Genomic DNA, 12494 nt, shown 5'->3' with positions numbered 1-12494 from the left:
CCCATTCAACTTGCGAATATATTTATATTAAAACCCATATTGTGTATTTTGTATATTGCAAATGGCTGGACAGATTGTATAGGAGAACGTGTGTATTTTGCTTTACATTTTATGAATATTGTGGTAATAAAAAAGAGCCTTTAATAAAGGCTCTCGCTCGTTGTAATTATTATATTAGGGTTGACTAACATCAAACTTTCTGCAACCTCTTTATAACGATATCCAGCAATCATGCAGCGCTTTGACTTACTTGTAAAGTTCTTTTCAAAGAAAGCAATTTTCAAGGTTTTATCAAGCACCGTTATTTTATTTAAGTTCACGCAGTTGCTTCTATCTGCTATTCCAAATCTATATCCGCTATTATTTAAAGCCTTATTCCAATACTTCAATGTTCCTACCATAAAGAAGACATCCTCCGCAGTATGAACAGCCACTTTATCTGAACTCATTTCAAAGTTCAACATCAATACATTATCAGCATCTATGTTGATCAGGCCAGATTCTCCCTCTGGATCACGAGTTACGGAGAGTTTCAGCATACCTACCACCTACTTCTCTAATTTAACAACTCATCAGGCACGTCCCCGTTATACACGTACCACGCGCTCGCAGTACTTACTGTAGATAAAGCTACGACTCCAAGTAGAGCCGCTGCGTTCATCAATAATAATCGTTTTGCATTTACCATAATTTTTTTCATTTGTTGTCACCTCCCTTCATGTGAATCAGCGAGATGCCCTGTGCAAAGAATGTCGCGCTGAGAACTGATGAAACCAATAAAAAATTAGTTGATACGATTATCAGAGAGACAACTTTTAAGAATGGATAGAATTTTCTGGGTATCCGCGATTGTCTCTCAATTTTCGATGGAGCAAATAATGCCACGAGTATAAAACTTACGATCCCTAATGTCACGATAGTCCAGTATCCGAAATTGGCAAGGGATATTGCAGTTATTAATATTGTCGAAAACACGATGCATTTCAATCCTGATTGCATGTGATACCCACCAGAAACCTGTCGTAGTAAAGGGAACGCCACAAGTGCTATTGCTACTTCAACTGTCTTCCCTGTAAAAATTGAGAACAGTAACGATAGAGAGATTATCATTGACGCGTTTATAATGATTGATAAAGCATACTTCATAACGGCAATAGATACTGTACTGTCAGGAGCGCCCTTCTTTATTCCTTGAGCGATCCTCAAGGAGAGAAAATCTATCATCTTTCCTTCTCCTTCTTTATTGCATAGTAAGTAAAGAAGATAAATGCAATCGACACTGATATAACATCAGTCAACGTGTTGCCTTTATATAGAAGCCATACTGTTAGTAAAAGCGCACTACCAATAAGTGTGTACACATAAATTGCTTCGCGTTTTAACCTCAACTTTTCAAAATCAAATGTAAATCCTCCGCCAAACATATAAAATAGATAAGCTCCACCAATACCAATCACACTACTCATAGCCTGCAGTAAGTACCCTTTTTCGGGATGTAATGCTAATTCATTTACAGATAAATATCCAAATGATAATTGGACTAATGCGACTTGCAGGAGCACGTAAGCAAAATACCCCATGACAGAAATAACAGCCGACCAGATCAGCGGTATACGCATCACGATTGTAAATAATAAGATGTACAATAAAATATTAATCAATGGCACAATTTCGGTTAATTGTAGATCCTCTCTGAAAATGAAGCTTTGCAAATCCATTAGCAGTATGATGAATAATGCAGGAAAAATAATTTCCGTTGGTTTGAATCTAAATAAAGCGCAAATGATACAATAAATAGCTACAAACTCTAAGGTTGAGAAAAAAACAAAACTTACAGGTTCCCACGACACGACACAACACCGCCTGACATAATTTTCATTCAATAGGTTAATTATATATCTGGTCCTGGTATAGCGTATACAACTTATTTACTACGATATAGGCCTATCAGGCGGCGTTCTTTCAATGTTTCTTAGTGACCTTCCCGGTAAGTTGTAATTCCTCAATCTGAGCACATATTTCGTGATGTAATCCCACGTCATTAGTCTCAGAAGCAATTACAGAAAAATGCTTAAGTCTTGCCCAATCCCAGCAGTACAGAGCATTTGCTTGATGGCAAATATCCATCTCCAATTTTTCCGAATTCTTCAGTGGCCGATTTTTTTGAATAGTCCATAACTCTGCCATTCGTTCATGAGCATATAACATTATCTATCACTCCTATGCATTGAGGACGCGCGCAGCCCTCGTATGACGGATTCCGCGACCATATTGCTCAAGGTTTCGACCAGTCCCGCAACCGGTCCGAGGCGCTCTCAGCGCTCATCAGGCGGATTCATCGATACTCTCTATTGCCTCACCTATGGTGTCATAGTAATACGTCAAGCATTCCGGGTTTGCGGCATACGGCAAGGGTGGCTCAATTCGGTATCCAAATGGATCTCCCGAGCCAACTCTTTTAAGTACCTGGATTTTACGTCCCTTATGCTCCAGCACTGTTGCCCAATCCCTGCTGTCCACACTCTGCTTATATACAAGGTCCAGAGCAGATAAGACATTTTCAATTCGCCGAAGTTTTGCAAATGGCGACTGATCACCGGTGATGGTTGCTCTAATTATCCCGACCGCAGTTGGGTAACGGTATCCATCCCCTTCTTCAATTATCATTTCCGCATATCGCTGGACCTCTTCTTGACGGCTCATAAGCTTCACTTCCTCCTTTAGAGGGGCCGTAGCCCATGTTATTTGCTTATTTCCTCATCAGCGCATCTTGCTGCAAGTTGGTTGGTGGTGAGTGTTTCCTTAGCATTATCGTAGTTGTACCAAACGTAGGCATCCACCTTTACGAAAGTCACACCATTTGGTGTTTCATACTGGTGTACATCATCTTCCATCAATAAACTCCGATATTGGCCGCGAATCTTCATTCTTTTGTCCATCCCTTATCCCTCCCGCGTATGCCCGCCGGCTTAGATTTTATGTGGATCTATTGAGATCACTGCAGAGTAACCGGGTTCGTTTTCGTAGTCACGTTCTGCGTTAAATAATGCTTCCAGCTGCGTTTTACCACGGCGAGTTATTTCCAGATACGGTGCATTCATGAAATGAACTTCAAATTCGTATTCGTTCTCTTCATCCAATCTCTTCACGCTCCTTTAAGGTTGCCTTGTTGATAAATCTAATTTAACATGCTTTTAAATGCTTGTAAATAGGTGATTTATAATATTGCTAAATATTTTTAAATGCTGTAAAATTCATTAGGACAAGGAGTGTGATTTCATGGCTGGAAGACCACCGAAAGCCGAAGGTGAAAAGAAAATTCGTGAGGCCATCTACTTTGAACCTGAATTGTTGGAATGGTTACGCGAAGAAGCCGACCGCGAGAAATGCACGGTCAGCGTAATTGTTAATAGAATAACTGCAGAAAAACGTGGAACCCCGCCAGTATAATCACTGACGGGGCTTTGTTATTTAAAATGATCTTTTAATGTCATTCCCAGCTCGGCAGTATACTGGGTCAACCGCAGGCTTATCTCTGTACGCATAACGTCACGGGTAAGACCGAACCTCTCCTGTCGTCCCCGGCAAAAGATTTTATGATAAACCAAGAATTCTTCCTGTTCATCCGGCACGACTTTTATGTTCCGCTGCTTCAGTTCCTTTTTCAGCTGATACGTATCCTGTGTGATCCGGCGCTGTATGCTCTGTCCAGCCATTAAATAGGCCCTCTTCAGTATGCTGCCAGAGAGCTCAATCTCCCGGAGGCTTTTATCGACCATAGTCTCGATATATGGCAGTAATATGAGGTCACGCACCATTGTCCGCTCCTCTACGGTAAGCATCTTGTTACCGGCCCCCTCCGCTTTAATCTCCTGCTCGTATTGATCCACATGTTCAGTCGAAACCATCTTAGTTTTCCATCGCTCATTCCCGTCCAATTTACTCATTATGTAAAGCCCCCTCAATGATACAACCAGTAATCTATGTTAGTACTGCGCCCTGGGCTCTGCGTGCCTCCTTGCGGCGTTGTGTCGTATGGTACATGCCGTTCCCACCCCTCAATAATTTCGGCTGTCTCGATTGGTTTGGTTGGGTCCCATGATATATAGTTCTCTGCAGCCAGCACTTTAAAACCCTTGATTATATCTGCAGGTCTGCGCCCGCTTAGGTTTCCAAGCTCCCGGATTGTAGGCATGCGCCGGAAATGATATCGATATTGGGCGATGATCCGCAGCAGCTTGCGCGGGGTATCATCAAGCATGTCGCCGCTCCTGCACAGGCTGCCACGATAAGATACTGGCCGCAAGGAATACGCGCGGCGCACTGGTAGTGAGACACGTAGCCCGGATACGGCCGTTGCGGATGCCGTTCACTTCAATCTTCCGCTGCGTAATCTTGCCCGCTTTGTCCAGGTATATAATTTCAATGGTTTGGCCGATGCTCATCTTCATGGATGATCGCCTCCGTAAAATAAGAACATTTGTTTGTATTATAACCGTACCTGCAATTTTTAAGCAATGGAAATAACTGAAACAACGTATAAAGGAAGTGCTTAAGGAAAGAGTAATATAAATAAATAAATAAATAGCAGATAGGTGTGATTTAAATATGCATTTAATTGGTGAAAAATCTATTCAAGGGGACAGTAACATTTCAATTGATCTGCCTCAAAACGAAACAATCGACCGTAAACTTAGAATCTCAGCATTTGGAGAGTTAAAGTCAGGTGAAATAACTCGCTACCTAATCTTAAGGATCAACAAAATTGATAAAGGTTATTATAGTTATGTAGATGTTGGCGGTGACGAACGAGAGGGCGAATGGGGGCATAAACAAGATGAAGTTAAAGATAGAGGTATATATGTTGGACGAAACGGCGGATATTTAGGTCGTTTTGACGCATCATTTACACTCGATTACACCCTCGCGGTTAATTCAAAATCAAAAAGAATTGTGGGCAATGGTACATCCACTTTTGGAGACATTGGCAATAGAACTTATGGTTGTCAAAGTCATGGATTTCTAGAATCCCGTGAACCTATACCTCTTAAAAACATTGAATTAATTTTCTCTGGTGGGATTGCTACATGGACATGTAGGATCTATGCATATTAAAGCCCATGTGTAAGAATTTGCAAAATAACATTATATAAATAGCAGAGGTAAATATTCATCCCGTCAACTAATCATGGTTGACGTTTTTTTTTGCCCAAGACTTACCTGCCCCCTCACCTTCCACTGGGATTTATAATTAGGTAGAGGTGAAACTATGTTTATAAGTCCTATGCTGCTGCAAACGGCTCCCGGGCCGTTTTCGCACAGCGATTATATATATGAGCCAAAGATAGACGGCCACCGGCTACCCTACTCTCAACAGGCCGGGAGGGTCCGTTTGTACACTCGTCATAACAATGACTGCACCCTGCAATACCCCGAGCTGCAGCTACCGTTTGATGACGACATTATTCTGGACGGGGAAGTTGCCTGTGTAGATCCGGCAACGGGTGTATCTGATTTCGAGTCGGTTATGAGCAGGTTCCAGGCCCGCCGGCCAGAAAAGATAAAGCAACTCACCATCACCCTACCAGCTTATTACGCCATCTTTGACATCCTACATTACAAAGGTCAGGACCTCACAGGACTGCCTCTGCTACGCCGGAAGGAGATACTTGCAGGATTATCCCTCCCCTCTTCCAATTTCGGCATTGTGCCTTATGTAGAAGGTGCAGGTGAAGCGTTATATGAACAGATTAAGTTGCGGAGTATGGAGGGAGTAGTCGCTAAACGGAAGAATAGTGTGTACGAGATTGGACGGCGCAGTAAAGCATGGCAAAAGGTGATTAACTGGACATATGCAGAGGTGTATATCACAGGTTATCGTAAACAGGAATTTGGGTGGCTCGCCGCTGTGCCGTCCGGTACGTCCGGTAAACTTCGTCCGGCTGGGATAATTGAGTTTGGTGCATCCCCGCTCCACAAGCAAGCATTCCGGGGAGTGGCCGGCCAACTCGTTACCGGGGAGGATAAGGAGTTCGTACACCTGGAGCCCTGCCTGCGGGCACGGGTACGAATGAGGAACTGGACAAAATCCGGAATGCTGCGGAGCCCAGTATTTACGGAGTTTATCGTATAAACAAAAAAGCCCGCCGACCAGTTAAGGTTGACGGGCTTTTTGCCGATGCTTTCGGACTGCACGCTTCGGTGCTTCCGATCCGTGTAACATTACAGTATCATAATTCTCACCTTATGTATGTGACGATATGGAAAATTTTCCTGAACTTAAAGAAATTCCTCGCTAATACTAAAAATATGTACTGTATTTTACTTTTCAGCATAGAATAAGCAAGTAAATGATTGATTTAGTAGTATATATTTTATCATCAAAACCAATTATAATTAATGATGTATTTCCATTCAAGACCAACGCCAATTGGCCCTGAATGGCACGAAATACGTTCAGGCTATAGTAACAGTCGATATCTCTGTAGCCTAATTATCGTTTTTATTGTTTTGAGAATCCATTTCACCTACAGTGGTAGTTGTGGATTCTTCTTTTTTTGTGACTTTGACTTTACGTAGAGCAATCAATAAATAACAATATTTAGTGATTGAGTCTATTGAAAAATCATGTAACTTTATTGCGACATCCCAATGGCGGTATAACCATTGTATTAACTGATCTATATGAGTCATTATAATCACCTCCTTTCATAACTTAGAATCTATCATCGTTTCACTCTCCTTCATTTTACTCACACTCATTAAATATATGCCTTATAGTAGGATTTAATTCCAACATAAAAAAGCCCACCATTAATAATCGGTGGGCTAAAAATTGTTGTAAATTAGATTACTTCCTCCAGAAGATGCGCCTCATGTTCTATCTTATTACATAATGTTTGAACTTTCCTTTGATCATCTAAATCCATTCCGAACACTCTTTCTTCATTATTGTTAAAATAATTAATTAAATCAATAGTCTCGTTCTTCTCGTGCAAAGCTGATTTCCTATACATTAAGTAAACTTTCGCATCATCTTTTACATTTTCAATTAAAAATTTCGTTTTAGCAAACCATTCGGTATTTTTAGAAGAATTTTTTATCTCGGGAGTTGCTTGCATATAGTTCCAAACTCCATTTTTGAAGCCAAAATCAACATTTATCTTTAATGGTAAGTCAGGAAAAGGGTATATGCCAATGTCCTGCTTAACTTTAACGTTCAGAAACTGATTATCTTCAAATATTTTTCTGGCAACGTGCTTCACATTTAATTCTTTGTCACTTATTGGATAGAACTTTTCACCTACATATGAACTAAACAAGGCCTTAAACAACCCATAAATATCACTACTTAATGCAAAGGTCGGTTCAGAAAGTTTCATTTTTTTATTATCAAAAAAAGATTTTAATTCCATGAGAAAATTCGAACTGTGTGGTGATGAAATATTTAGTGTTCCAACAGATCCATCCAAAGTATTAAGACATTCCTTCAAATAATAATCCAGTATATCCCTAAAAGATTTATAAGTCGATTCATCGGATTTCGTTCTTATTAAAGGCCTTACTTTAGGGGAGGTCTCCTCCAACAAAAAGTAATTTAATATATTTTCATGTATTACAGAATGAACAATCACACCTACATTCACAACTTCTCCAGATAATTCGTCCGGAGAGTAACGGACTATACTGTACCAGCAAGCCTGTCTTTCCATTGAAGTTGACCTCCTCTAAAATTTGTAAATGCTTGAGCATCAGCTAATGATTGAATATAACTTCTCATTAACATTTTCTGATTTATTAAAAAATGTTTATACAGGCCAATCTGAGCTGCTTTGTCAACAAACCACGCATCCGGAACATTGCTAAACCAATGGTCTAGGAGATCCTCGTTTATAGCTTCTATTTTAGAGACCACTCTTTGGAACGAGTGAACGTCTATTCTTTCTAACTTACAGTTCTCTTCTATCGACTTAAATACTTCGCCTAAACCACTCAATAATCCTTTATACGGAAAGTGACGAATATAATTAAGATAAAATTCGTAATACTCTTGAGTATATGCCGCCGCTTTAAGCTTAGCCATTTTTTCTGTGTGCCATACTGGCCCGAAAAAAGCATGACCATGATCAATACAAAATAATTTTCTCCCTTGAGGAGATTGTGCTACTATAAGGTTTCCGGTGTTGTTGTATCTGTCAAGATTTGAGATCAAGAGATCAAGCGCAATAATATTCGCTGCGTCTTCAGGATTGCATACACTTGAGAAGTGTCTCTTCCAACTCCGGTTTATGTATGGTTTCCCCATTTGTTTAAGCATTTCATAGTTTTCTAATAAATTCTCTTCTTTTTCCGGAACTTCTTTTGAGGCAAAAAATTCCCCTTCAGTAAATCTGTGAACAAATCTAAGTGAAGGTCCGTTTTCAAGTAGAGTTTTATCTAATTCAGCAACAGCAGATAACGGCACAGGAGCTTCCAGATAATCAGCTATTTGATATGCGATAATCTCATTTAGAAAAGAGCAGTTCAGTTTAACTTTCTTTCCTTCAATGATTGTGTCTTCGGTTTTTAAAATATATCGTTCATTTTTATCACTTAGAACCAATGCCGGTTGACTTATACCTTCACCAAGGTATTTCAAAAAAGAACTTACCTGGATTTTATCTACCACCAAGACCCCTCCGAAAACTCAGATGGTAAATATTCTATGTTATTTCACAAAAATGTACAATCGTTTTCTAAGAATATTGATAGATTAATAGCGCATCCTCTTTAATTGTGTCGAAAATAGTCAAATTGGAACAACCCACCAGCCGAAGCCAGTGGGCAGATGGATCTACTCCTTATCTGTGTACCCCTTACCTGCCTCCGGATTGCTCACAATCCCCAGGACCACCAGCACGCCCAGAACCGCATTGACAGCCACGGCAACTTGATCGTATTTGTCTGAAGTAAACTCCACACCGAAGATTACCCCCACTGTCTGCACACCCAGCAGTAGGGCTGCCGTCAAGGACACCCACAACCCATAGTTACGCCATTTGCTTTTCATGATTATTTCACCTCAGAATTAAAGTTTTTGAAAAATGAAATCAGAGATTTATTTGCCAGCCCTAAATTCACCAACATTGTGATTACATTAAGTTCAAGCTTGGACTTGTCAGCCGAGGTAGTAATGATCCCAGCATCCTTGGCTGCCTGTATGGCTTTCTCGTAATCTTTGGCATATGTTTCCTTGCCTGAGATGTTAAGACGCTTCTCCAGGGCTGCTATGCGTCCATCTTGCTTTGTGATAATGTCCTCCAGCTCCACGATCTTGTTCATATCCGCTCCTGCCTCCTCCACATATTTGTCTATTTTCGCTATTGCCTTTACCATAGCTGTTTCAGTTGGCTTCTGGCCTGCCCGCAGTGCCGCCAATGTTAGTCCAAATGTAAACTGAAAATGCGGATAGTCCTTAAAACTGGTCCAATCCCCACCCCACTCGAAACCGAGTGACTTGCCCTCTTGCACTACCTCCTGCCAGTCTGCTACCTTGTCACCATCTCCGTCCCGAGACATGTCCCATGAAACACTGGAACCGTCCGGCAGCAGCAGTGCGAAATCAATCGCCAGCCCGTAATTATGATAGCTGTAACCACCCCGGGCATTGGTGACGATGGCCCCTGGCTTTGTCCGCCCCTGCGCATACAGGGCGTCCTGCTCTGCGATAGTCCGCAGCCCCTGAGTAATCAGGATTGGAACACCGCATGCATAGCAGCGATCAACCAGCGCAGTAGCAGCAATTAATACAATAGGATGCAGCCCAACAAGCCGGGTCTTTGATTTAAGTTTTACCTGTTCAAGCGTCAACATCGTTTTGTTTCGCCTCCTCTTTCTTGCCGCCTGCCTTACTCTCAAGGACAGCGACAGCATCCCTCAGCACTGGCGGCATAGGTACGCCCATCTTCCCAGCATTTTCGATAATGCTCAGCAATTCATTAGCCATATAAAAAAACACTACTGCATCCCGCAAGTAGTGCATGTCTCCTAACACCATATCAATTACATGTGCCACGGTAATAAACATGAAAATAGAAATCTTTTTGGCTACGCCGATATAGCCCTTCATGCTTCGTAGCTCTCCATTGATCCAGGCGGCAGCCCATCCGGTTACAAAATCAACAATGACTAAAACAAGCAGCGCTTGTAACATAACGGTCCACCCTCCCCATAAGTAGCCTACAGTTGCCCCAGCAGCTGCAGACACAGCTTTTACGATGTGAGCCTTATCATCCATACTCCCCCTGCATCTCCTTTCTCTCTATGGTGATTCTTCTGTCTTTTCTGGTTCTGTATCTTCCTTCGGCTGCATTGCGGCCAGCATGTCGCCAACTGTATGATCAACCTGCTGTAGGATTTCTTGTTGTCTACCTGGGAAAAAGCTCAGAACCGATATAATTGAATCAACAAGCTCTTCTGCTGGTCTGGTGAGATCGATCGATAATTCCACTTTTTTTACAACTACCAATATGTTTCCTCCTTTCAGACAAGAGTAAAAGCCCCTCCAGTGAATTGGAGAGGCTTTCTTATATCTATAGTTTAGTTGATTGCGGATGCTGTAGTACTACGGGAATTCAGAAGTTGACTTCTCTGTTTATTAGAACTGGTGTTCCAAAGGAAAAACCTCCCATTCTGTCGAAACATAGTCTCAGGAAGGAGGTTGATTTATGTCAGAAATATTTAATTGTCCACGTTGTAATGTAAAGACTTACTACAAACACGAAGACCCTATACTGCTTCCGCGTTTAGTGAAAGCCAATGATGGAAATGGTCTAGCCACAGACATCCAACACGGGCTGGCAGTCTGGGCTATGGTTTGTGACACGTGTAAGCATGTTGATTTTACATTAATTCTAGGAAATGAGGATTTAAATATCTGATGAAACGCTGCCGGTAGCTGAGATAGTTCCTGATACAGTTCCTTTATTTAGAACAGATCCAAAGGTCTTCCTCTGAAAATCAAGAAATTGCTGTTGCTCTCGTCTCTTAGCTTCAGCAATTTCCTCCCTCACAATCTCCCTGATCCGTTGCTCTTCCATTCTTAATTCCTCCTATGAACAAAATAAGCCCCTCCACAGGAGAGACCTTCTTAGTTAAAGGATATAGTTGTTTATATACTGTAGTACTACGGTTTATTGGATATCATTTACTTTAACTAATAATGGCGCAATAATGATGAAGTAGATCATATATGTAAATGAGGTGTTTTGTTGATTGCATACCACATAGATAGATTAGGCAGTCTTAAAGCAGGCGAAACAATTAGGTTAAGGGACGTTAGTCTTAACCCAAGTATACTGAAAGATATTTTGGATCAAAGATATCCTTCCGGCTTGTCTATGCACGGAGATAAATATTATGCAACCCAAGCAAATGAAGGCGAACTTCAGGATATTCTGACAGAAAACATTTATGAGTATGAGAGAAGGCTACATTACCCAAATCTTCCGTCTCGTTTTCAGTCCTTTTTCGCATCAGAAACAATTGAAACAGCTATGTTCTGGGTTTCAAGAATAGGATTACATAATTATAATCTGTGGGAGGTTGAATTTTCGGAAGATAAGTATGTGAAGTTGGATGCCGCGTGGTTAGGGATTGACAAGAACAATCTATCATTCCCTGTTGCTGCTTATTTTTCGGAGAAATACTGGAGTGGAGTGGCAAGCGAAAATCCCCAATGGGAGTTACTAATACAACCTCCGGTAAGAATTATTAGAATAGTTAAGTCTTCTCAAAACATTTAAAATAAACACACTCCAATCGATTCGTAAAATCAATTGGAGTGTGTAGTTTCTTTAAAACTTGTTAGGCTTACAAATCATCATGGCTTTGTTGCATCTATCTGTTTTTGTAATTCACTTATTCTATTTTCTGCCGCATCAATTAAAGCCTGTTGTTGTGCTATCTTTTTCTTTTCTTCATCTATTTTTTTCTCATTAATCTCAACGCCAAGTGTATGGGTAGGATCTTTTACTAACTCTTCTTTGGCATTTGCAAGAGCCGCTTCAAGCGTTGGAAGGATTGATGTTTGAGATAGAGTTATATTGGATTTGTAAGTTGCGATATTATTTTTAAGCACGGTAATTTCAGACTTTGATTTTTCAATATCCTGAGTGTTAGGATACTCAAATTCAGGCACACTTAAGTCTTTTCCAGCTTGTTCTGACATAATAATCTTCTTCCCTTCTACAGTTAAACTTGCGCCGGCTGCATCAGCTACCGCTTTCACTGGAGCATACGCTGATCCTTTAATGATCACAGCGTCCGAAATCTTCTTGCCCCCCTTTTCAATTGCGAATAAGCCTTGGACCTTCTGACCAATGAGTCCCACAGAATCCGCGAAGACTGTAGCCCCGCCAAAAAGTAATGCACCAACGATAACGCCAGATATGAATTTTTTCAAAGATACCCGCTCCTTTGTTAAATATTTCTATCCTTATTATCATCGGCACTTT

General features: G+C 41.0%; 24 protein-coding genes. 4 read left to right on the top strand and 20 right to left on the bottom strand.

The window, feature by feature from the left end; translation table 11 throughout:
- Positions 1–140 precede the first annotated feature (140 nt).
- The 8 genes from NYE33_RS20665 to NYE33_RS20630 all read right to left on the bottom strand — a co-directional run bounded on the left by NYE33_RS20665 (position 141) and on the right by NYE33_RS20630 (position 3140).
- A complete protein-coding gene (locus NYE33_RS20665; RefSeq protein ID WP_076242969.1) occupies positions 141–539 on the bottom strand; it encodes a LytTR family transcriptional regulator DNA-binding domain-containing protein in 399 nt (132 codons plus the stop codon).
- A 17-nt stretch (positions 540–556) separates the two neighbouring features.
- Positions 557–700, bottom strand: coding sequence for an AgrD family cyclic lactone autoinducer peptide (locus tag NYE33_RS20660; protein WP_144026002.1), 144 nt, complete (start codon positions 698–700; stop codon positions 557–559).
- Entirely contained in the window at positions 697–1224 is a 528-nt protein-coding gene (locus tag NYE33_RS20655) for an accessory gene regulator ArgB-like protein (RefSeq protein ID WP_076242968.1), read from the bottom strand. The genes NYE33_RS20660 and NYE33_RS20655 overlap by 4 nt, the downstream gene beginning before the upstream one ends.
- The gene (locus NYE33_RS20650; RefSeq protein WP_076242967.1) at positions 1221–1850 is read right to left on the bottom strand and encodes a hypothetical protein; all 630 of its coding nucleotides are present in this window, start codon (positions 1848–1850) and stop codon (positions 1221–1223) included. The genes NYE33_RS20655 and NYE33_RS20650 overlap by 4 nt, the downstream gene beginning before the upstream one ends.
- Before the next feature lie 112 nt (positions 1851–1962).
- Positions 1963–2208 carry a DUF7667 family protein gene (locus tag NYE33_RS20645; RefSeq protein ID WP_076242966.1) on the bottom strand — a complete coding sequence of 82 codons (246 nt, stop codon included), beginning with the start codon at positions 2206–2208 and terminating at the stop codon, positions 1963–1965.
- A gap of 117 nt (positions 2209–2325) precedes the next feature.
- Positions 2326–2703 (bottom strand): hypothetical protein, encoded by a 378-nt coding sequence (locus NYE33_RS20640; protein WP_076242965.1) that lies wholly within the window; start codon positions 2701–2703, stop codon positions 2326–2328.
- Between the two features lie 38 nt (positions 2704–2741).
- A complete protein-coding gene (locus tag NYE33_RS20635) occupies positions 2742–2939 on the bottom strand; it encodes a hypothetical protein (RefSeq protein ID WP_076242964.1) in 198 nt (65 codons plus the stop codon).
- 30 nt (positions 2940–2969) lie between these two features.
- A complete protein-coding gene (locus NYE33_RS20630) occupies positions 2970–3140 on the bottom strand; it encodes a hypothetical protein (protein ID WP_179093446.1) in 171 nt (56 codons plus the stop codon).
- A 139-nt stretch (positions 3141–3279) separates the two neighbouring features.
- Here NYE33_RS20630 and NYE33_RS20625 point away from each other — a divergent pair, with 139 nt between their 5' ends.
- Positions 3280–3450, top strand: a complete 171-nt coding sequence (locus NYE33_RS20625) for a hypothetical protein (protein ID WP_179093445.1) — start codon at positions 3280–3282, stop codon at positions 3448–3450.
- 17 nt (positions 3451–3467) lie between these two features.
- Here NYE33_RS20625 and NYE33_RS20620 read toward each other — a convergent pair whose 3' ends face one another.
- The 3 genes from NYE33_RS20620 to NYE33_RS20610 are packed head-to-tail and all read right to left on the bottom strand — an operon-like array spanning position 3468 to position 4451.
- Positions 3468–3947, bottom strand: a complete 480-nt coding sequence (locus NYE33_RS20620; RefSeq protein WP_076242963.1) for a hypothetical protein — start codon at positions 3945–3947, stop codon at positions 3468–3470.
- Positions 3948–3961: 14 nt separating this feature from the next.
- The gene (locus tag NYE33_RS20615) at positions 3962–4261 is read right to left on the bottom strand and encodes a hypothetical protein (protein WP_076242962.1); all 300 of its coding nucleotides are present in this window, start codon (positions 4259–4261) and stop codon (positions 3962–3964) included.
- Positions 4254–4451, bottom strand: a complete 198-nt coding sequence (locus tag NYE33_RS20610; RefSeq protein ID WP_076242961.1) for a hypothetical protein — start codon at positions 4449–4451, stop codon at positions 4254–4256. The genes NYE33_RS20615 and NYE33_RS20610 overlap by 8 nt, the downstream gene beginning before the upstream one ends.
- A 157-nt stretch (positions 4452–4608) precedes the next feature.
- On the opposite strand from NYE33_RS20610, the gene NYE33_RS20605 reads away from it, so the two are divergent.
- Positions 4609–5115: a hypothetical protein gene (locus NYE33_RS20605; RefSeq protein WP_076242960.1), complete on the top strand. Its 507-nt coding sequence runs from the start codon at positions 4609–4611 to the stop codon at positions 5113–5115.
- Positions 5116–5269: 154 nt separating this feature from the next.
- Positions 5270–6133 (top strand): ATP-dependent DNA ligase, encoded by an 864-nt coding sequence (locus tag NYE33_RS20600; RefSeq protein ID WP_341067320.1) that lies wholly within the window; start codon positions 5270–5272, stop codon positions 6131–6133.
- Between the two features lie 356 nt (positions 6134–6489).
- On the opposite strand, the gene NYE33_RS20595 is transcribed toward NYE33_RS20600, so the two are convergent.
- The 8 genes from NYE33_RS20595 to NYE33_RS20560 all read right to left on the bottom strand — a co-directional run bounded on the left by NYE33_RS20595 (position 6490) and on the right by NYE33_RS20560 (position 11078).
- Positions 6490–6693 carry a hypothetical protein gene (locus NYE33_RS20595; protein ID WP_341067318.1) on the bottom strand — a complete coding sequence of 68 codons (204 nt, stop codon included), beginning with the start codon at positions 6691–6693 and terminating at the stop codon, positions 6490–6492.
- Positions 6694–6845: 152 nt separating this feature from the next.
- Positions 6846–7712, bottom strand: a complete 867-nt coding sequence (locus tag NYE33_RS20590; RefSeq protein WP_341067316.1) for a DUF3037 domain-containing protein — start codon at positions 7710–7712, stop codon at positions 6846–6848.
- A complete protein-coding gene (locus NYE33_RS20585; protein WP_341067314.1) occupies positions 7682–8668 on the bottom strand; it encodes a HipA family kinase in 987 nt (328 codons plus the stop codon). The genes NYE33_RS20590 and NYE33_RS20585 overlap by 31 nt, the downstream gene beginning before the upstream one ends.
- Positions 8669–8833: 165 nt before the next feature.
- Positions 8834–9049: a phage holin gene (locus tag NYE33_RS20580; RefSeq protein ID WP_341067311.1), complete on the bottom strand. Its 216-nt coding sequence runs from the start codon at positions 9047–9049 to the stop codon at positions 8834–8836.
- Between the two features lie 2 nt (positions 9050–9051).
- The gene (locus tag NYE33_RS20575; RefSeq protein WP_341067307.1) at positions 9052–9852 is read right to left on the bottom strand and encodes a M15 family metallopeptidase; all 801 of its coding nucleotides are present in this window, start codon (positions 9850–9852) and stop codon (positions 9052–9054) included.
- Positions 9839–10276 carry a phage holin family protein gene (locus NYE33_RS20570; protein ID WP_341067305.1) on the bottom strand — a complete coding sequence of 146 codons (438 nt, stop codon included), beginning with the start codon at positions 10274–10276 and terminating at the stop codon, positions 9839–9841. Before NYE33_RS20570 ends, NYE33_RS20575 begins: the two co-directional genes overlap by 14 nt.
- A 24-nt stretch (positions 10277–10300) precedes the next feature.
- Positions 10301–10507 carry a hypothetical protein gene (locus NYE33_RS20565; RefSeq protein WP_341067303.1) on the bottom strand — a complete coding sequence of 69 codons (207 nt, stop codon included), beginning with the start codon at positions 10505–10507 and terminating at the stop codon, positions 10301–10303.
- Positions 10508–10907: 400 nt separating this feature from the next.
- Positions 10908–11078, bottom strand: coding sequence for a hypothetical protein (locus NYE33_RS20560; protein ID WP_341067300.1), 171 nt, complete (start codon positions 11076–11078; stop codon positions 10908–10910).
- A 171-nt stretch (positions 11079–11249) separates the two neighbouring features.
- Here NYE33_RS20560 and NYE33_RS20555 point away from each other — a divergent pair, with 171 nt between their 5' ends.
- Positions 11250–11783, top strand: a complete 534-nt coding sequence (locus tag NYE33_RS20555) for a hypothetical protein (RefSeq protein WP_341067298.1) — start codon at positions 11250–11252, stop codon at positions 11781–11783.
- 77 nt (positions 11784–11860) lie between these two features.
- On the opposite strand, the gene NYE33_RS20550 is transcribed toward NYE33_RS20555, so the two are convergent.
- Positions 11861–12442 carry a hypothetical protein gene (locus NYE33_RS20550; RefSeq protein WP_341067296.1) on the bottom strand — a complete coding sequence of 194 codons (582 nt, stop codon included), beginning with the start codon at positions 12440–12442 and terminating at the stop codon, positions 11861–11863.
- Positions 12443–12494 lie beyond the last annotated feature (52 nt).

This window comes from Paenibacillus sp. FSL R10-2199 (assembly GCF_038000235.1).
In the GTDB taxonomy this organism is placed as follows: Bacteria; Bacillota; Bacilli; order Paenibacillales; family Paenibacillaceae; genus Paenibacillus_AQ; species Paenibacillus_AQ phytohabitans.
The sequence above is the reverse complement of the archived record's forward strand: the minus strand, read 5'-3'. Positions and strand labels throughout refer to the sequence as shown.

Coding starts and splice junctions, on each gene's coding strand:
- NYE33_RS20615 (WP_076242962.1), bottom strand. CDS start 4,261: ATGCTTGATGATACCCCGCGCAAGCTGCTGCGGATCATCGCCCAATAT.
- NYE33_RS20645 (WP_076242966.1), bottom strand. CDS start 2,208: ATGTTATATGCTCATGAACGAATGGCAGAGTTATGGACTATTCAAAAA.
- NYE33_RS20570 (WP_341067305.1), bottom strand. CDS start 10,276: ATGGATGATAAGGCTCACATCGTAAAAGCTGTGTCTGCAGCTGCTGGG.
- NYE33_RS20640 (WP_076242965.1), bottom strand. CDS start 2,703: ATGAGCCGTCAAGAAGAGGTCCAGCGATATGCGGAAATGATAATTGAA.
- NYE33_RS20660 (WP_144026002.1), bottom strand. CDS start 700: ATGAAAAAAATTATGGTAAATGCAAAACGATTATTATTGATGAACGCA.
- NYE33_RS20590 (WP_341067316.1), bottom strand. CDS start 7,712: ATGGAAAGACAGGCTTGCTGGTACAGTATAGTCCGTTACTCTCCGGAC.
- NYE33_RS20605 (WP_076242960.1), top strand. CDS start 4,609: ATGCATTTAATTGGTGAAAAATCTATTCAAGGGGACAGTAACATTTCA.
- NYE33_RS20580 (WP_341067311.1), bottom strand. CDS start 9,049: ATGAAAAGCAAATGGCGTAACTATGGGTTGTGGGTGTCCTTGACGGCA.
- NYE33_RS20595 (WP_341067318.1), bottom strand. CDS start 6,693: ATGACTCATATAGATCAGTTAATACAATGGTTATACCGCCATTGGGAT.
- NYE33_RS20610 (WP_076242961.1), bottom strand. CDS start 4,451: ATGAAGATGAGCATCGGCCAAACCATTGAAATTATATACCTGGACAAA.
- NYE33_RS20620 (WP_076242963.1), bottom strand. CDS start 3,947: ATGAGTAAATTGGACGGGAATGAGCGATGGAAAACTAAGATGGTTTCG.
- NYE33_RS20625 (WP_179093445.1), top strand. CDS start 3,280: ATGGCTGGAAGACCACCGAAAGCCGAAGGTGAAAAGAAAATTCGTGAG.
- NYE33_RS20635 (WP_076242964.1), bottom strand. CDS start 2,939: ATGGACAAAAGAATGAAGATTCGCGGCCAATATCGGAGTTTATTGATG.
- NYE33_RS20560 (WP_341067300.1), bottom strand. CDS start 11,078: ATGGAAGAGCAACGGATCAGGGAGATTGTGAGGGAGGAAATTGCTGAA.
- NYE33_RS20575 (WP_341067307.1), bottom strand. CDS start 9,852: ATGTTGACGCTTGAACAGGTAAAACTTAAATCAAAGACCCGGCTTGTT.
- NYE33_RS20665 (WP_076242969.1), bottom strand. CDS start 539: ATGCTGAAACTCTCCGTAACTCGTGATCCAGAGGGAGAATCTGGCCTG.
- NYE33_RS20655 (WP_076242968.1), bottom strand. CDS start 1,224: ATGATAGATTTTCTCTCCTTGAGGATCGCTCAAGGAATAAAGAAGGGC.
- NYE33_RS20600 (WP_341067320.1), top strand. CDS start 5,270: ATGTTTATAAGTCCTATGCTGCTGCAAACGGCTCCCGGGCCGTTTTCG.